At 66.9% G+C, this 16,503-nt stretch carries 16 protein-coding genes; 8 read left to right on the top strand and 8 right to left on the bottom strand.

Translation table 11 applies throughout. The annotated features are described in order from the left end of the window. Complete coding sequence (locus RM96_RS32755) at positions 1-933, bottom strand: aldo/keto reductase (protein ID WP_039015912.1); 933 nt, start codon at positions 931-933, stop codon at positions 1-3. 177 nt (positions 934-1,110) lie between these two features. On the opposite strand from RM96_RS32755, the gene pobA reads away from it, so the two are divergent. From pobA to RM96_RS32730, 5 genes are all read left to right on the top strand, one after another. Further along, complete coding sequence (gene pobA / locus RM96_RS32750; protein WP_039015969.1) at positions 1,111-2,298, top strand: 4-hydroxybenzoate 3-monooxygenase; 1,188 nt, start codon at positions 1,111-1,113, stop codon at positions 2,296-2,298. 67 nt (positions 2,299-2,365) lie between these two features. Further along, a complete protein-coding gene (locus tag RM96_RS32745; RefSeq protein WP_039015911.1) occupies positions 2,366-3,229 on the top strand; it encodes a branched-chain amino acid ABC transporter permease in 864 nt (287 codons plus the stop codon). Beyond that, positions 3,226-4,266: a branched-chain amino acid ABC transporter permease gene (locus RM96_RS32740; RefSeq protein ID WP_039015910.1), complete on the top strand. Its 1,041-nt coding sequence runs from the start codon at positions 3,226-3,228 to the stop codon at positions 4,264-4,266. Before RM96_RS32745 ends, RM96_RS32740 begins: the two co-directional genes overlap by 4 nt. Continuing rightward, positions 4,263-5,015: an ABC transporter ATP-binding protein gene (locus RM96_RS32735; protein ID WP_039015909.1), complete on the top strand. Its 753-nt coding sequence runs from the start codon at positions 4,263-4,265 to the stop codon at positions 5,013-5,015. The genes RM96_RS32740 and RM96_RS32735 overlap by 4 nt, the downstream gene beginning before the upstream one ends. Then, positions 5,008-5,715 (top strand): ABC transporter ATP-binding protein, encoded by a 708-nt coding sequence (locus tag RM96_RS32730; protein WP_039015908.1) that lies wholly within the window; start codon positions 5,008-5,010, stop codon positions 5,713-5,715. The genes RM96_RS32735 and RM96_RS32730 overlap by 8 nt, the downstream gene beginning before the upstream one ends. Before the next feature lie 15 nt (positions 5,716-5,730). On the opposite strand, the gene RM96_RS32725 is transcribed toward RM96_RS32730, so the two are convergent. The 5 genes from RM96_RS32725 to RM96_RS32705 all read right to left on the bottom strand — a co-directional run bounded on the left by RM96_RS32725 (position 5,731) and on the right by RM96_RS32705 (position 11,344). Continuing rightward, entirely contained in the window at positions 5,731-6,903 is a 1,173-nt protein-coding gene (locus RM96_RS32725; protein ID WP_039015907.1) for an ABC transporter substrate-binding protein, read from the bottom strand. Positions 6,904-7,049: 146 nt separating this feature from the next. After that, positions 7,050-8,411, bottom strand: coding sequence for a GntP family permease (locus RM96_RS32720; RefSeq protein ID WP_039015906.1), 1,362 nt, complete (start codon positions 8,409-8,411; stop codon positions 7,050-7,052). A gap of 108 nt (positions 8,412-8,519) precedes the next feature. Then, positions 8,520-8,912: a RidA family protein gene (locus RM96_RS32715; RefSeq protein ID WP_039015905.1), complete on the bottom strand. Its 393-nt coding sequence runs from the start codon at positions 8,910-8,912 to the stop codon at positions 8,520-8,522. Between the two features lie 57 nt (positions 8,913-8,969). Continuing rightward, positions 8,970-10,442: an N-acyl-D-amino-acid deacylase family protein gene (locus RM96_RS32710; RefSeq protein WP_039015904.1), complete on the bottom strand. Its 1,473-nt coding sequence runs from the start codon at positions 10,440-10,442 to the stop codon at positions 8,970-8,972. Between the two features lie 2 nt (positions 10,443-10,444). Then, positions 10,445-11,344 carry a MurR/RpiR family transcriptional regulator gene (locus RM96_RS32705; protein WP_039015903.1) on the bottom strand — a complete coding sequence of 300 codons (900 nt, stop codon included), beginning with the start codon at positions 11,342-11,344 and terminating at the stop codon, positions 10,445-10,447. 237 nt (positions 11,345-11,581) lie between these two features. Between RM96_RS32705 and RM96_RS32700 the strand changes: the two genes are divergently transcribed. From RM96_RS32700 to eda, 3 genes are read left to right on the top strand one after another with little or no spacing between them, the layout of a single operon-like run. After that, the gene (locus tag RM96_RS32700) at positions 11,582-12,850 is read left to right on the top strand and encodes an amino acid deaminase (protein WP_039015902.1); all 1,269 of its coding nucleotides are present in this window, start codon (positions 11,582-11,584) and stop codon (positions 12,848-12,850) included. Positions 12,851-12,862: 12 nt separating this feature from the next. After that, positions 12,863-13,795, top strand: coding sequence for a sugar kinase (locus tag RM96_RS32695; RefSeq protein WP_039015901.1), 933 nt, complete (start codon positions 12,863-12,865; stop codon positions 13,793-13,795). 30 nt (positions 13,796-13,825) lie between these two features. Next, a complete protein-coding gene (gene eda, locus RM96_RS32690; protein ID WP_039015900.1) occupies positions 13,826-14,467 on the top strand; it encodes a bifunctional 4-hydroxy-2-oxoglutarate aldolase/2-dehydro-3-deoxy-phosphogluconate aldolase in 642 nt (213 codons plus the stop codon). Positions 14,468-14,570: 103 nt separating this feature from the next. Here the strand turns inward: eda and RM96_RS32685 are convergent, their stop codons facing one another. Together RM96_RS32685 and RM96_RS32680 are read right to left on the bottom strand one after the other, a co-directional pair. Continuing rightward, positions 14,571-14,702 carry an entericidin A/B family lipoprotein gene (locus tag RM96_RS32685; protein ID WP_039015899.1) on the bottom strand — a complete coding sequence of 44 codons (132 nt, stop codon included), beginning with the start codon at positions 14,700-14,702 and terminating at the stop codon, positions 14,571-14,573. 134 nt (positions 14,703-14,836) lie between these two features. Beyond that, positions 14,837-16,159, bottom strand: coding sequence for a GGDEF domain-containing protein (locus tag RM96_RS32680; protein ID WP_039015898.1), 1,323 nt, complete (start codon positions 16,157-16,159; stop codon positions 14,837-14,839). Positions 16,160-16,503: the final 344 nt, after the last annotated feature.

Raw genomic sequence — 16,503 nt, 5'->3', positions numbered from 1 at the left:
TCAGGCCAGCAGCGCGGCGATGCGCTCGCGCTGCCCTGCGTCCGGCATGCGGCCGAGTCCGGCGCCGAGGTTGTCGGCCATATTGCGCGGCTTGGAGGTGGCCGGGATGGCTGTAGTGACGGCGGGATGGCTGACGATGAATTTCAGGAAGAGCTGACCCCATGAATTGCAGTCGATCTCGCCCGCCCACGGCGGTAGCGGACGGTCCTTCACGGTGCGGAACAGGCGCCCGTCCTGGAACGGCCGGTTGATCAGCACCGCCACGCCGCGCGACTGGCACAGCGGCAGCAGTACCCGCTCGGCATTGCGCTCTGCCAGCGAATAGTTGATCTGCACGAAATCGACCTTTTCACTGCGCACGATCTGCGCCAGCGTGTCCTGGGCATCTTCGCGATAGTGGGTGATGCCCAGGTAGCGGATCTTGCCTTGCTCCTTGAGCTGGCGCAGCCAGCGCAGGTTCTCGCGCCAGTCGATCAGGTTGTGCACCTGCAGCAAGTCCACCTTGCCGGTGTGCAGGTCGGCCTGCGAGCGTGCCCACTGGGCCTGTGCGGGTGCGCCGGCCGGCGCCGAAATCTTGGTCGCCAGGAACACCCGGTTGCGTCCGCCCGCGGCCTTGAGCAGATCGCCGGTGACGACTTCCGCGCTGCCGTAGCTGGGTGCGGTGTCGATGACCGAGCCCTGCGTCTGCAGCAACAGTGCCATGACCTCGGCCAGCGGGGCGCGTTCGTCGGCACCGGTGCCGACATTGAAGGTATCCGAGGTGCCCATCCCGATCACGGGCAGCGCTTCGATGGTGCCAGGGATATTGCGGCGCATCGGCGCAGCGAGGGTGGCCGCCGTGGCAGGACTTGCGGCGGCTGCGCTGCCGGGCACGGCAGCCGCGGCCGTGATGCCGGCGGCCAGGCCAAGGAAGGAGCGACGGTCGATCGACATGAAGGCTTCCAGTGGATCACACACCCGTTGACCTTAGCGCGCGGGTGGGGCCTTGTAAACCTTGGCGGCGGGGCAGATCCCGATTGCAAAAATGGCCGTGACCCACAACAATCTGGCCGATCAAGTGCTGTCGCCGTCCCTATCCTGATACTGGAGACAGGCATGCCCCAGACCAGCATGCGCACCCGGGTCGCCATCATCGGCGCCGGCCCCGCCGGACTGCTGCTGGGCCATCTGCTGCACCGCGCCGGCATCGACACCGTCATCCTGGAGGACTGCAGCCGCGACCACGTGGAGGCGCGCATTCGTGCCGGCGTGCTGGAGCAGGGCACGGTCGACCTGCTGGACGAAGCCGGCGTTGGCGAGCGAATGCGGCGGCAGGGGCTGGTGCATCATGGCATCGATCTGCTGTTCGATGGCCGCCGCCACCGCATCGACCTGAGCGGGCTGACCGGAGGGCGCGCCATCACCGTTTACGGGCAGCACGAAGTCGTGCGCGACCTGATCTGCGCGCGGCTGGCAGCTTGTGCACCACAGTATTTTGAAGCCGGCGATGTGAGGCTCCATGGCATCGACGGGCAATCGCCCTCCGTGTCATTCACCCATGCCGGACAGGCCCATGTGCTGCACTGCGATTTCATCGCCGGCTGCGACGGCTCGCATGGCGTGTCGCGGCATGCGATCCCGCCATCGGCATTGCAGGTGTTCGAGCGCACCTATCCGTTCGCCTGGCTCGGCATTCTGGCCAAGGCCCCGCCCGCCGCGAACGAGCTGATCTATGCAAGCCATGCGCGCGGGTTTGCGCTGTTCTCGATGCGCTCGCCCGAGATCACGCGCCTCTACCTGCAGTGCCATCCCGACGAAGACCTGGCGGCCTGGCCGGATGACCGCGTCTGGGAAGAACTGCATGCGCGCCTGGAAACCGGCGATGGCTGGCACCTGAACGAGGGCTTGGTGCTGCAGAAAGGCGTGACGCCGATGCGCAGCCAAGTCACCGAGCCCATGCAATACGGGCGCCTGTTCCTGGCCGGCGATGCCGCGCATATCGTGCCGCCGACCGGCGCCAAGGGCATGAACCTGGCGGTGGCCGACGTGCGCAACCTCGCGCATGCGCTGGCCGTTCACTATCGCGACCAGCGCGATGACCTGCTGGCGGGCTACTCGGCCGCCTGCCTGGGGCGTGTCTGGCGTGCCGAGCATTTCTCGTGGTGGATGACATCGCTGCTGCATCGCTTTGACGACTACACGCCGTTCATGGCCCGGCTGCAGCATGCCGAGCTGGAGTACGTGTGCAGTTCCGGGGCGGCTGCCCGTAGCCTGGCGGAGAACTACGTCGGGCTGCCGTTCGCGCCGCTGGCGGGATGAACCGCGCCCGGCGCATGCGACACTACGGTCCTCCTCCGGTTCCCTTTTCTTTCCGGGATTCCTTCTGATGGCGAGTTTCCTCGGTGTGCTGTTTGACGGCGCGGCGTACGGCAGCCTGCTGTTCCTGATCAGCGTGGGCCTGTCGGTGACGATGGGCCTGATGAATTTCGTCAATCTCGCGCACGGCGCGTTCGCCATGCTGGGCGGCTACGTTGCGGTGGTGCTGATGAACCGTGCCGGCGTGCCGTTCCTGCTCGCGCTGCCGGCGGCGTTCGCGGGCGCGGCAGTGGTGGGATGGTTGCTGGAGCGCACCTTGTACCGCCGCCTCTACCAGGCCAGCCACCTGGACCAGGTGCTGTTCTCGATCGGCCTGACTTTCATGGCAATGGCGGGCGCCACGTACCTGTTCGGGCCCGGCCAGCAGCCGGTGGAACTGCCCGCCATGCTGCGTGGCCAGGTGCGCATTGGCGGACTGGATCTTGGCGCGTATCGGCTGTTCCTGATCGCGGTAGTGATCGTCATCACGCTGGCGCTGGGATGGCTGGTGGCGCGCACGCGGTTCGGGGCGCAGGTGCGGGCGGCGGTCGATAATCAGCAGGCGGCGCGCGGCCTGGGCATCAACGTCGGTCGCGTGTTCAGCCTGGCCTTTGCGCTGGGATCGGGGCTGGCGGGATTGGGCGGCGGGCTTGGCGTGGACGTGCTGGGTCTGGACCCGGCATTCCCGCTCAAGTACATGGTGTACTTCCTGCTGGTGGTTGCGGTGGGCGGGGCGGGCTCGATACGTGGATCGCTGCTGGCGGCGCTGGTGCTGGGGGTGGTTGACGTCGCCGGCAAATACTATGTGCCGGCGGTGGGGGCATTCGTCATCTACGCGATGATGGTCCTGCTGCTGGTGCTGTTTCCTGCGGGGCTGTATGGGAGACGCGCATGAAGGCGCTGATCCGGGCCTTGCAGCCCGCCGCCGCTGCCCGAGGCGCCGGACATGGGCAGCACCGCCTGCCCGACGGGCGCTGGCATCCCGCCGAGATCGCCTTTTGGCTGGTACCGCTTGCCGTATTTTTCCTCCTGCCGGACTACCTGATCCTTGGCAGCCAGATCCTGATCACCGGTCTGTTCGCGCTGTCGCTCGACCTGATACTCGGCTACGCGGGCATCGTATCGCTCGGCCATGCGGCGTTCTTCGGGCTCGGCGCATACACGGCCGGGCTGCTGGCTGCGCATGGCTGGGGCGAGCCGCTGTCCGGCCTGCTGGCGGCTGCCGCGGTGGCGGGGCTGGCGGGCTGGCTGTGCAGCTTCCTGGTGGTGCGCGGCGGCGACCTGACGCGGCTGATGGTGACGCTTGGCATTGGCCTGATGCTGTTCGAGGCGGCCAACAAGGCGGCGTTCCTCACTGGCGGCGTGGACGGGCTTTCGGGCGTGAGCATGGACCGAGTGCTGGGCCTGTTCGAGTTCGACCTGTTCGGCAAGACGGCTTATCTGTACAGCCTGGTGGTGACGTTTGCGCTGTTCTTGCTGTTGCGGCGGCTGACGCAGTCGCCGTTCGGGCTCTCGCTGCGCGGCCTGCGCGAAGGCGTGCGGCGCATGCCGGCGCTGGGTGCGAATGTGCCGCGCCGGCTGGGCGCGGTGTTTACGCTGTCCGCCGCCATCGCGGGCGTGGCGGGCGGGCTGCTGGCGCAGACCACGCAGTTCGTCGGCATGGACGTGCTGGGCTTTCCGCGCTCGGCCGAGTTGCTGGTGATGCTGGTGCTGGGCGGCGCCGGCCGCCTCTATGGGGCGCTGGTGGGCGCGGCGCTGTTCATGATCGCGCAGGACGTGCTGGCCGGCATCAACCCGGTCTACTGGCAGTTCTGGATCGGCTTGCTGCTGGTCGTGATGGTGCTGTTCGCCCGGGGTGGCGTGATGGGGGCGGTGGATGCGATGCGTGCCAGGCTGGCGTCGCGCCGTCGCCGGCAAGGGGCGGCATCATGACGAAGCTGCTGCGTACCGAGGGGCTGTCGCGCAGCTGGGGCGCGTTTGCCGCCAACAGCGACATCTCGCTCAGCTTTGCACCCGGCGCTCGTCACGCGCTGATCGGGCCGAACGGGGCGGGCAAGACCACCTTCATCAACCTGCTGACCGGGGCGGTTCCGCCCACGGGCGGCACGATCTGGCTGGGCGAGCAGGAGATTACCGATCTGACCCAGCATGCCCGCGTGCGCCTGGGCATGACACGCACATTCCAGATCAACACGCTGTTTCCGGGGCTGACAGTGCTGGAATCGGTCGTGCTGGCCGTGGCCGAGCGCACGGGTGCCGCCCGCATATGGTCGCGCACCGTGGCATCGCAGCGCGCGCTGGCAGAAGAGGCCATGGCGGTGCTTGCCACGCTGCGGCTCGATGCCGATGCCGACACGGAAACCCGGCACCTGCCATACGGCAAGCAACGCCTGCTCGAAATCGCACTGGCCCTGGCAACGCGTCCTTCGATCCTGCTGCTGGACGAACCGGCCGCGGGCATCCCGTCGGCCGAGAGCGCGGAGCTGTTCGCCGTCATTGCGGCATTGCCTCGCGACATCACGATCCTCTTTATCGAGCACGATATGGACCTGGTTTTCCGCTTTGCCGAGCGGATCACGGTGCTGGTGGCTGGCAAGGTGTTGACCGAAGGCACGCCCGCGGAGATTGCGGCCGACCCCCGTGTGAAGGAGGTTTACCTCGGGGAGCCCGCGCATGACTGAACTGCTGCGCGTGGAGGGACTGAGCGCGGGCTATGGCGACGCCATCGTACTCGACGACATCAACCTGATGCTGCGTGACGGCGACAGCCTGGCGCTGCTGGGCCGCAACGGCGTCGGCAAGACCACGCTGCTGGCCACGTTGATGGGCTTTACGCGGGTACGGCGCGGCACGCTGCACTGGCAGGGCCGCGACCTGTCCCGGCTGGCGCCGCACCAGCGGGCGCAGGCGGGTCTTGGCTGGGTGCCGCAGGAGCGCTGGATGTTTGCCTCGCTGACCGTGGAGGAGCACCTGAGCGCGGTGGCGCGGCCGGGGCACTGGACTATCCCGCGCGTGTACGAAATCTTCCCGCGCCTGCAGGAGCGGCAGCGCAATCTCGGCAACCAGCTGTCGGGCGGCGAGCAGCAGATGCTGGCCATCGCCCGGGCACTGATGGTCAATCCCTCGCTACTGCTGCTGGATGAGCCGATGGAAGGCCTGGCACCGATCATCGTGCAAGAACTGCAGCGGGTGATCCGGCAGCTGATCGGGCAGGGCGGGATGGCGGTGATCGTGGTGGAACAGCATGCGCGGCTGGCGCTGGCGATGACGCAACGCGCAATGGTGCTGGACAGGGGAAGGGTCGTGCATGCATCGGACAGCGCCGGATTGCTGGCCGACCAGGCAAGGCTGGATGCGCTGGTAAGCGTTGGCGCCACGTAGGCGCCGTTACATGATTTACTTGCCCGAGTCCTTCACATCCGCAAACTTGTCGAACTCCACGTTGTAGAGCTCGCCGTTGACCTTTTCGACCTTGCGGATATAGACCGTCTGCACCACATCGCGCGTGACCGGGTCGATGGTGATCGGGCCGCGCGGGCTCATGATCTTCATGCCCTTCATCGCGCCGATCACTTTGTCGCCGTCGGTGGCGCCGCCGGTCTTCTTCAGGGCTTCGTAGATGGCATTCATGCCGTCGAATGCGGCCACGGCCATGAAGTTGGGCCGCCCGGCGCCCGGGTTGGCGTCGGCGAAGGCCTTCAGGAAGGCCTTGTTCTCGCGCGAGTCATGCGCCATCGAGTAGTGGAACGAGGTGATCACGCCCAGCGTGGCATCGCCCATGGCCGGCAGCACATGGTCGTCGGTCAGGTCGCCGGTGGCGATCACGCGGATGCCGGCCTCGGCCAGGCCGCGTTCGCGGAAGCCTTTCATGAACGCCACGCCCTGTTCGCCGGCCGGCAGGAACAGGAAGACCGCCTCGGGCTTTGCGTCCTTGATACGCTGGATGAACGGTGCGAACTCCGGATTGCGCAGCGGCACCCGGATCGACTCGATCACCTGCCCGCCACCGCCGATGAAGTTGGTCTTGAACGCGGTTTCGGCGTCGATGCCGGGCGCGTAGTCGGCCACCAGCGTGACGACCTTGCGCACGTTGTTGCGCACGGCCCAGGTGGCCATCGGCGCTGAAATCTGCGGCAGCGTCATCGATACGCGCGCAATGTAGTTCGACTTGGTGGTGATGATCGACGACGCCGCATTGAAGATTACCATCGCCTTCTTCGCCTGTTCCGCGACCGGGGCCACGGCAAGCGCCTCGGGCGTCAGGCCGAAGCCTGCCAGCATGTCCACCTTGTCGCGCACAACCAGTTCCTGCGCCAGGCGCTTGGCCACGTCGGGCGCGGGGCCGGTGGTGTCCTTCATGATGACCTGCACCTTGCGCCCGGCGACGGTGTCGCCATGCAGCTTCTGGTAAGCCTTGACGCCGCCTTCCATCTGCTTGCCGTAGTCGGCAAAGCTGCCGGAGAACGGGGCGATCAGGCCGATCCTGACGGGCTCGGCAGCCTGCGCGGCGGGCAGCAGGGCGAGAGCGCTGCAGGCCGCAATGGCGCGCAGCAGCGGGGCGATGGTCATGGGGCGGGTCTCCTCGTAGGATGGTGCGGCACTGGCGGCCGCATCGAGGAGGGAGTGTAGGGGCGCCCCCAGGGCAAGGCAATCCCGATTGATACGGGTGCCCGGCCCCGGCCGCAGGAGCCGGAACGGCCCCCGGGAAGCAAGGATCAGACCACCGTCGCCAGCGCGAGGGTCAGCAGCAACGCCACCACGGAGATGATGGTTTCGCAGACCGACCAGGTCTTGAAGGTCTGGGTCACGGTCATGTTGAAGTACTCCTTGACCAGCCAGAAGCCGCCGTCGTTGACGTGCGACAGGATCAGCGAGCCGGCGCCGGTGGTCAGCACCAGCAGCTCCGGGCGCGCGCCTGGCACGCTGGCGGCGATCGGGGCGACGATGCCGGCGGCGGTGGTCATGGCCACGGTGGCGGAGCCGGTGGCGATCCGGATCATCACGGCCACGAGCCAGCCCAGCAGCAGCACCGAAACGTGGGCGTTGGTGGCCACGTCGACGATGGCATTGGAGACGCCCGAGTCCCGCAGGATGCGGCCGAAGCCACCACCCGCGCCAACCACCAGCGTGATGATGGCCGTGGGCGCCACGCACTCGTTGGTGAACTTGAGGATAGCCTCGCGGTTGAAGCCGCGTGCCTTGCCGAAGGTGTAGAAGCTCACCAGCGCGGCAATCAGCAATGCCATCACCGAGTTGCCGATCAGCTTGAGGAAGTCGTTGGCAAAGGTCTTCGGCGTAGTGAACAGGTCGGCCCAGCTGCCGATCAGCATCAGGATCACAGGCAGCAGGATGGTGAATACCGTGATGCCAAAGCCGGGCAGCTGGTGCGAGGCCTGGACGCCTTCGTCTTCCTCGGTGAACTGCACGGCCAGCGGGTTGACCTCAGGCAGCTTCACGTAGCGGTCCATCAGCTTGGCGAACAGCGGGCCGGCAATTGCCGCGGTCGGGATGCCCACGATCAGCGCGTACATGATGGTCTTGCCGATATCGGCGCCGTAGGCCGTCACGGCCAGCAGGGCGGCCGGGTGCGGCGGGATCAGGCCGTGCACGACGGACAGGCCGGCCACCATCGGGATGCCGACCAGCACCATCGAGGTGCCGGTCCGCTTGGCCACGTTGAAGGCGATCGGGATCAGCAGCACGAAGCCGACTTCGAAGAACACTGGCAGGCCGACGATAAAGGCGATGGTGACCATCGCCCAGTGCACGTTCTTTTCGCCGAAGAAATCGATCAGCGTGCGCGCGATGCGCTCGGCGCCGCCCGATTCGGCCATCATCTTGCCGAGCATGGTGCCCAGGCCGATCACCAGCGCGATATGGCCGAGGGTGCCGCCAACGCCGGCTTCGAATGACTTGATGATATCGCCCATCGGCATGCCCACGGCAAAGCCGAGCAGGACCGAGACGACGACCAGGGTGATAAACGGGTTGAGCTTGAAGCGTGCGATGAGCACCACGAGGGCGATCACGGCGATCAGCGCATACACCAACAGTGTGGTTCCGGTGACGGCACCCATGTTGTCTCCTTGTGTGGAAAAAAAGCCGCTCAGCGGCAGTGGTTCATATTGTTTTCAACCCTCTCCCGTTGAATGGGAGAGGGGTCAGGCAATCAGCTGGCAGCCGGCTCAGGCCACCGGCTTCTTGTACGCGATGCAGTCCACTTCGACCTTGCAGTCCACCACCATGCTCGACTGTACGCAGGCGCGGGCCGGCGGGTTGGCGCCGAAGTATTCCTTGAAGATCTTGTTGAACGAGGCGAAGTCGCGCGTGTCGTCCAGCCAGACGCCGCAGCGCACGATGTGCTCGGGACCGTAGCCGGCCTCGGCGAGGATGGCCAGCACGTTCTTGATGGCCTGGTGGGTCTGCGCAACGATGCCGCCGTCGATGACCTCGCCGTTGACCATCGGCACCTGGCCGGAAACGTAGAGCCAGCCGTCCGCCGCCACCGCGCGGGCAAAGGGCATGTGCTGGCCGCCGGTACCGGTGCCGCCTTCGACGCCGAATCGTTTGATGTCCATGGAAACTCCTGGATGCTGTGTGTGAGGGATGATGGGAATGTGTGCGGCGGCCCGGGTTCAGGCCATGCCGCCTTCTGGTCGCGCGCCGCGCGGCAGGAACCGGCCTGCGCGCACGCCGGTGGACTGGCGCTGCTGCCATGACAGCTCGCCGTTGACCCAGACCGCGGCGATGCCTTCGGCCGGTTGCATGGGGTCGGTGAAGCTCGCCGCGTCGCGGATGGTGGTGGCGTCGAACAGCACCAGGTCGGCCCAGTAGCCTTCGCGCACGAAACCGCGCTCCTTCAGGCCGAAGCGCTCGGCGGACATGCCGGTCATCTTGTTGACGGCGACGGTCAGCGGGAACAGTTCGCGGTCGCGGGCATAGTGGCCGAGCACGCGCGGGAACGCGCCCCACAGGCGCGGATGCGGCAGCGGGTCGTTGGGCAGGCCGTCGGAGCCGACCACGGTGGCCGGATGGCTCAGGATGCGGTCGACGTCGGCGTCCTCCATGCAGTGGTAGACGGCCCCGGCGGGCATCAGGCGGCGCGCGGCCTCGTGCAGGTCGACCTGCCATTCGGCGGCAATATCGGCCAGCAGGCGTCCGCCCATCTCGGGGGCGCCTTCGGACCATGTCACCATGATGTCGAAATCGCTGGTGACCTGCTTCAGGTCCAGCGTGGACGAGCTGGCGGTGTAGGGATAGCAGTCGCAGCCGACCGGCTGCCAGCGCTGGGCGCCGTCGAGCGCATTGAGCACTTCGGTGCTGCGGCCCCAGTTGGGCACGCCGGCGCATTTGAGGTGCGAGATCACGACCGGCACGCGGGCGTGGCGGCCGATGCGGAAGGCTTCGTCCATGGCGTCGAGGATCTCGGCGAACTCGCTGCGCAGGTGGGTGGCGTAGAGCGCGCCGGCGTTGGCCAGCGGCTCGGCAAGGGCAAGCACTTCCTCGGTCGGGGCGGAGAAGGCGTTGGCATAGGCCAGTCCGGTGGAAAGCCCCAGCGCGCCATGCTGCAGCGCTTCTTCCAGCTGCGCGCGCATCGCGGCAATCTCGGCCGGGCTGGCGGCGCGGTCGAAGCGGTCCATGTGGTTGCTGCGCAGGGCGGTATGGCCGACCAGGGCCGCCACGTTGACGGCGGGTTGCGCGGCATCCACGGCTTCGACATAGGTCTTGAAGTCCGGATAGCGGAAGGCATCGGCGTGGCCGAGCAGGTTCATCGGGTCGGGCGGGTCGCCGGACAGCGTGACCGGCGCGGCGCTGATGCCGCAGTTGCCGACGATGACGGTCGTGACGCCCTGCGAGAGCTTCGGCGTCATTTCGGGCTGGCGCACTACGTTGGTGTCGTCGTGCGTGTGGACGTCGATAAAGCCCGGCGAGAGCATCAGGCCGTGGCCCTCGACCACATGCGAGGCGGTATCGGGATCGATCGCGCCGGCTTCGTCGATGCGGGCGATGCGGCCGTCGCGCAGGGCCACGTCGGCCATGCGGGCCGCGGCGCCCGAGCCATCGAGCAGGGTCACGCAGCGAATCAGGGTATCGAACAGGTGAGGCATGGTCAGTCTCCCAGCGGCTGGCGGCTGTCCGGACCGGCCCCGCCTTCACCGCGGTGGGTATCCAGTACGTATTTCAGCCGGCGCAGGCGCTCCTTGCTCTGGTCCTGCTGCAGCAGGGCGCACTGGGTGGCCAGCACGTCCAGCACCAGCAGCATCGCGTAGCGCGAGGCCGACGGCTTGAAGATGAAATCAGTCTCGAGCGTGCGCACCGGCAGCAGCACGTCGGCGCGCGTTGCCAGCGGCGAGCCCAGCGCCGTCACGGCCACCAGCTTTGCACCGTACTCGCGGGCGATATCGCAGCTGGCGAGCATCTCCGGCACATTGCCGCTGGCCGAGAACGCCAGCACCACGTCATCGCGGCTCAGCGTGGCCGCCACCATCTTCTGCAGCAGCGCATCCTGGTAGCTCGACACCGGCTGCCCGAGGCGCGCCAGCCGGTGCCGGGCCTCGTCGGCCATGAACGACGAGCCGCCGCCCATGCCAAAAGCGTAGACCATGCGTGCGCCAAGCAACAGGCGAGCGGCTTGCTCGATGCGTTCGGGGTCGATCAGCTTGCGGTTGACTTCCAGCGCGGTCAGCACGTCGGCATGGATGCTGTCCACCAGTGTGGCGGGAGCGTTTTCCTCGGCCGGCACCGCACCCGGCTGCAGGAAACGCATGCCCACGGCAGTGGCTCGGGCCAGGCGCAGCTTGAGATCGCGCACATCGCGGCAGCCGATGGCCTTGGCAAAGCGCGTCACGCTGGCTTCGCTTACACCGGCCTTGCGCGCCAGCTCGTTGATGCTGGCAGACGCCGCGCCGGACAGGTCCTCCAGCACGACCTGGGCGACCTTCTGCTCGGCCAGGCGCAGCGCGGGGCCGCGTTCGGCAATGCGGGTCAGGATGTCGAAGGGCGCGGTCATCGGAGGTGGCTGGCTGAGTGCGTCCGGCAAATGGCAGGCCTTGAGGCCGGCAAAGGGCTATCAAAGGGCTATAACTGTGGAAGCCGGCGCCGCGGCTTGGAGGGACGGCGATGCTGCCTCCCCTTGAAGCCCGTCTGGACCGGCCAGGTCTTGCATGTTACTTTATAACAAGGATGAAATATCGTAATTTCAAGGCTATGATTACGTCAATCGGAATTTTTGCAGGGTGATGACCGCATGCGTGAAATAAAGTATCAGGCTGGCACGATCGATCCGCTCAACAAGGCGCTGGGCAAGCTGGAAGCGCCGCTGGCGCCGGACGCAGCCGGTCAGACCGGCTGGAATCTGTTGCAGGAAGAGCTCAGCCTGCCGGCCGCCGTCCTGTACGAAGACCGGTTGGCGCATAACCTGGAGTGGATGAACCGCTTCATGGGTGAATACGGTGTGCTGCTGGCGCCGCATGGCAAGACCACGATGGCACCCAAGCTGTTTGCGCGCCAGCTGGCGGCAGGTGCCTGGGGCATTACGCTGGCAACGGCGCACCAGACGGCCGCTGCCTACGCGCACGGTGTGCGGCGCGTCCTGATGGCCAATGAACTGGTCGGCCGCCGCAATATGGAAATCATTGCCGACCTGCTGCGCGATCCGGATTTCGAATTCTTCTCGCTGGTCGACTCGGCCGCGCTGGTGGACCACCTGGGCGAGTTCTTCCGTGCACGCGGCCAGAAGCTGCAGGTGCTGCTGGAGCTCGGCGTGGAAGGCGGGCGCACCGGCGTGCGCGACGCCGCCCAGCAGGACGCCGTGATGGCAGCGCTGGCGCGCTGGCCGGATGCCCTGTCCCTGGCAGGCGTGGAGATCTACGAAGGCGTGCTGAAGGAAGAGGCCGACATCCGCCGCTTCCTGCAGCGCACCGTGGCGGTCACGCGCCAGCTGGCGAAGGAAGGGCGCTTCGGCCGCAGCCCGGTGGTGATGTCGGGCGCCGGCTCGGCCTGGTACGACGTGGTGGCCGAGGAATTCGCCCGCACCGATATCGGCGCGCCGATCGACATCGTGCTGCGTCCCGGCTGCTACCTCACGCATGACGTCGGCATCTACCGCGCCGCGCAGGAGCGCATCCTGGCCAGCAATCCGGTCGCGCAGAAGATGCGCGAAGGCCTGCTGCCAGCGCTGCAGCTGTGGGCCTACGTGCAGTCGATTCCCGAGCCTGACCGCGTCATCATCGGCATGGGCAAGCGCGATGCCGCCTTCGATGCGGGCATGCCGATTCCGGCAACGCTCTATCGGCCCGGCAGCGAAGCACCGGTGGCGGTGCCCGCGCACTGGGAGGTGACCGGCATGATGGACCAGCACGCCTACCTGCAGATCCGCGCCGGCGACGACATCCAGGTCGGCGACATGATTGCCTTCGATATCTCGCATCCGTGCCTGACCTTCGACAAGTGGCGCCATATCCCGGTGCTGGACGCCGACATGCGGGTCATCGACATCGTGCAGACCTTCTTCTGAGACGACTGCCCCATGAGCATCGACATTCTTGCGTACGGCGAACCGCTGGTGGAGTTCAACCAGCAGCCGGATGACCCGACCCGCTACCTGCAGGGCTTCGGCGGCGATACCTCCAACTTCTGCATCGCGGCGGCGCGGCAGGGCGCGCAGGCCGGCTATATCAGCGCCGTGGGAGCCGATAGCTTCGGCGAGCGCCTGCTGGCGCTGTGGACGCGGGAGCGGGTCGATACGCGGCTGGTCCATGTCGATCCGGGCGCGCCGACCGGCGTGTACTTTGTCAGCCATGACAACCACGGCCACCGCTTCGATTATCTGCGCGAGGGCTCGGCCGCCAGCCGCTACCAGCATGAACAGCTGCCGCTCGCCGCGATTGCGCAGGCGCGCTACCTGCACCTGTCGGGCATCAGCCTGGCGATCAGCACCAGCGCCTGCGATGCCGGGCTGGATGCGATGGAGCATGCCCGCAAGGCCGGCGTGAAGGTATCGCTCGACACCAACCTGCGGCTGCGACTGTGGTCGCTGGCGCGGGCGCGCGGCATCATGCGCGAGGCGTTTTCGAAGACCGATATCTGCCTGCCGAGCTGGGATGACATCACCGTGCTCACGGGTCTGGACGACCGCGACGCCATCGTCGACTACCTGCTTGGCTGCGGCATTGGCATCGTCGCGCTGAAGCTGGGCGAAGAAGGCTCGTACGTGGCCACGCCGGAGGCGCGCACGCTGGTGCCGCCGTATCCGGTGCAGCCGTTGGACGCCACCGGGGCAGGCGACTGCTTCGGCGGCAGCTTCGTCGCCCGCCTGGCAGCCGGCGACGATGCGTTCGCGGCTGCGCGCTATGCCAACGTGGCGGCAGCGCTGTCCACCACCGGCTTTGGTGCGGTGGCCCCCATTCCTGCTGCGGAGACCGTGCTGGCCCGGCTGGCGCAGATGTCCGTGATTGCCTGATTACGCTTGTCCGAAACCACTCAGACTGCCATGCAAACGAAACCTTCCCCGCTGATTGAACGACTGGCCAACGTGCCGGTGATCCCCGTGCTGGAATTCAGCTCGGTCGACGAGGCGCTGCACGTCAGCGAAGCCCTGGTAACGGGCGGCCTGACCATGCTGGAAATCACGCTGCGCACGCCGGCGGCGATGGACGCCATCAAGGCCGTTGCCGCCGCGCTGCCGCAGGCTTGCGTGGGCGCCGGCACGGTGCTGACGGTCGACCAGCTGCATGCCGTGCGCGATGCCGGCGCGCAGTTCGCGGTGTCGCCCGGCCTGACGCCGGCACTGGCGGCCGGCGCGCAAGGCGCGGGCATCTCGCTGCTGCCCGGCGTGGCAACCGCCAGCGAGGCCATGGCTGCGCTGGAAGCCGGTTTCACCTTCCTCAAGTTCTTCCCGGCGCAGGCGGCCGGCGGCGTGCCGATGCTGAAATCGCTGTACGGGCCGCTGTCGCAACTGCGCTTCTGCCCCACCGGTGGCATCGACGCGGCGCTGGCGCCGACGTACCTGGCGCTGCCGAACGTGGTCTGCGTGGGCGGTTCGTGGGTCGTGCCCAAGGATGCGGTCGCGGCTTCGGACTGGGGCAGGATCCGCAAGCTAGCCGAAGAGGCGGTGGCCCTGCGCCGGGGCTGACCGGCACGATCTGGCGCCCCGCAAAGCATAACGGCACGCATGGCGTGCCGTTATTCATGTCTGCGCGACCGCCTGGAGCGACGCCGCAATTTGCGTCGGGCGCTTACTTGTGGCGGTCGGCCGCGCCTTCCAGCTTCTGTCCGCCATGCTGGATATCCTGGCCGAGGCCAGCCATCGTGTTGCAGCCAGCCAGCAGGGTGGCAAACAGAACGCACCAGATCCAACCTTTTTTCACGCCAGGCTCCTTTGAATTTGTTGAGGAATTGAGGCAGATTTTACCGTTGCGGCGGGTACGAATCACGTTCGAAGTGTGCCAATTTGTAAGTCCTGCAAGCGACCCGCGACAGCTTTGTGCCCCCCGGCATGCAATCAGCCTGCGGGCTTCAGCAACTGCCGCGCCCGCTGCTGGATGGCCCAATGCGTCTGCACCAGCCAGGTTGCCGGAAAGGGCTGCGCCAGCAGATACCCCTGGAGGCTGTGGCAGCCCCAGTCACGCACGGCTTCCAGCTGCTGGCGGGTCTCGACGCCTTTGGCGCAGACCAGGGCGCCGGCATTGCGGGCGAGGGCACAGGCCGCACGCAGGCGTTCCGGGGTATCTGGCGGCTGGTCGGCGTGGCCGAGGTGGCGGGCATCCAGTGTCACGATATCGGGCTTGACGCGGTGCAGCGTCTGCAGGCTGGTTTCGGTGTCATTGAAATCGCTGAGCGCCAGCTGAACCCCGCGCTGGCGTAGCAGCCGGAACTGCGCAAAGAGCGCCTCGTCATCCGGAACGGCGCTGACCGGCACTTCGATGCACAGCCTTTCCGGCGCGATGCCGGCGGAATCGATCGCCGCGTTCAGCGCCTCCATCATCTGCGTGCGGTGCAGCTGCGCGCTGGCCGCCAGCAGCGTAAACTGAACCGGCCCGATGGCATCCGCCGCCTTCATCATGGGCAGGATGCCCTGCAACAGCCAGCTCGCGATGGTCCCCATCAGGCCCAGTGATTCCATCGCCGGCAGGAAATCCTTCGGGGCCACGCGGCCGAGCGTAGGGTGCTGCCACCGCAGCCGCACCGTATAGCCGCTCACGTCGGCAGTCCTGAAGTCCGCGCGCGGCTGCAGCTGCAGGCTCAGTTCACCCCGTTTCAGTGCCTGTGGCAGGGCGGCAAGCAACGGCGCCGTGGGCGGCGCGCCCGGAGTGCTCCCGCTCGCCAGGCCGTCGCCGCCTTGCCGGCAAACGCGCAGCATGGCGTCGACGGCGTGCTGCAGGCTGCGTTCGGTGGAGAAATCCGGGTGATCCAGCACGACGCCGATGCTGCTGGACAGGAACAACTCGAAGCCATCGAGCGAAAACGGCCGGGCCAGGTCGTCGCCAATGCGGCTGCCAAGGCGGTCGGGGTCGGTGATGCCGTCGGGCAGGGCGGTGGCGACGGCCAGGTCGGCAAGCGCCAGCCAGTGGATGCCGGCGCCGGCAGGCAGCAGGCCGGCGATGCGCGCTTCCACCTGCTTGCGCAGCCGGGCGGCGCGCTGCGGGCCGAGCGTTTCGCAGGCGCTGGCAAACCGATCCAGCCGGATCGCGAGCACCGCAAGCGGGTTTGCCGTACCTGCCTGGGCGCGCCGGGTTTCCAGCGCCCGCACGAAGGTGGCGGGCTGGACCATGTCATAGGCACTTCCGGCAGCCATGCCGGAGGTGTGGTCGGCTTCAGAATGCATGCTTTGTCTTGCGCGGGCGGCGTTGTCTTGCTTCGGAATGCTGCCAGCGTCTCCCCCGATCTGATGTTGGCTTCTGGAGTTCACTATCGGCGCTACGTCGGCGCTCGTGGCAATTTGTATTGGACTGCAAGCAGGATCATACGGCAGGGCGGTGCGCTCTAGTAGAACGACGATGCCAACGTGTGCGGGGCGACCCACGCAGATGATCCATATCAACACTGCCATGTCATGATGGCATTTGTGGTTTGACTTAGAAGCCCTAACAAAATGAGCTTGCAGGGCTGTTAACTTCAAGTGACTTTTGTTAACCTTTGCGTTGTTTCCCTCGCGCAAAGGACATGGCC

It is taken from the genome of Cupriavidus sp. IDO (assembly GCF_000812465.1).
Lineage (GTDB): Bacteria > Pseudomonadota > Gammaproteobacteria > Burkholderiales > Burkholderiaceae > Cupriavidus.
Note: the sequence above shows the minus strand (reverse complement) of the source record. Positions and strands in the feature narration are given on the sequence as shown.

Excerpts from the sequence above, each read along its gene's own strand:
- RM96_RS32755 (WP_039015912.1), bottom strand. The coding sequence starts at position 933 with ATGTCGATCGACCGTCGCTCCTTCCTTGGCCTGGCCGCCGGCATCACG.
- pobA (WP_039015969.1), top strand. The coding sequence starts at position 1,111 with ATGCGCACCCGGGTCGCCATCATCGGCGCCGGCCCCGCCGGACTGCTG.
- RM96_RS32745 (WP_039015911.1), top strand. The coding sequence starts at position 2,366 with ATGGCGAGTTTCCTCGGTGTGCTGTTTGACGGCGCGGCGTACGGCAGC.
- RM96_RS32740 (WP_039015910.1), top strand. The coding sequence starts at position 3,226 with ATGAAGGCGCTGATCCGGGCCTTGCAGCCCGCCGCCGCTGCCCGAGGC.
- RM96_RS32735 (WP_039015909.1), top strand. The coding sequence starts at position 4,263 with ATGACGAAGCTGCTGCGTACCGAGGGGCTGTCGCGCAGCTGGGGCGCG.
- RM96_RS32730 (WP_039015908.1), top strand. The coding sequence starts at position 5,008 with ATGACTGAACTGCTGCGCGTGGAGGGACTGAGCGCGGGCTATGGCGAC.
- RM96_RS32725 (WP_039015907.1), bottom strand. The coding sequence starts at position 6,903 with ATGACCATCGCCCCGCTGCTGCGCGCCATTGCGGCCTGCAGCGCTCTC.
- RM96_RS32720 (WP_039015906.1), bottom strand. The coding sequence starts at position 8,411 with ATGGGTGCCGTCACCGGAACCACACTGTTGGTGTATGCGCTGATCGCC.
- RM96_RS32715 (WP_039015905.1), bottom strand. The coding sequence starts at position 8,912 with ATGGACATCAAACGATTCGGCGTCGAAGGCGGCACCGGTACCGGCGGC.
- RM96_RS32710 (WP_039015904.1), bottom strand. The coding sequence starts at position 10,442 with ATGCCTCACCTGTTCGATACCCTGATTCGCTGCGTGACCCTGCTCGAT.
- RM96_RS32705 (WP_039015903.1), bottom strand. The coding sequence starts at position 11,344 with ATGACCGCGCCCTTCGACATCCTGACCCGCATTGCCGAACGCGGCCCC.
- RM96_RS32700 (WP_039015902.1), top strand. The coding sequence starts at position 11,582 with ATGCGTGAAATAAAGTATCAGGCTGGCACGATCGATCCGCTCAACAAG.
- RM96_RS32695 (WP_039015901.1), top strand. The coding sequence starts at position 12,863 with ATGAGCATCGACATTCTTGCGTACGGCGAACCGCTGGTGGAGTTCAAC.
- eda (WP_039015900.1), top strand. The coding sequence starts at position 13,826 with ATGCAAACGAAACCTTCCCCGCTGATTGAACGACTGGCCAACGTGCCG.
- RM96_RS32680 (WP_039015898.1), bottom strand. The coding sequence starts at position 16,159 with ATGCATTCTGAAGCCGACCACACCTCCGGCATGGCTGCCGGAAGTGCC.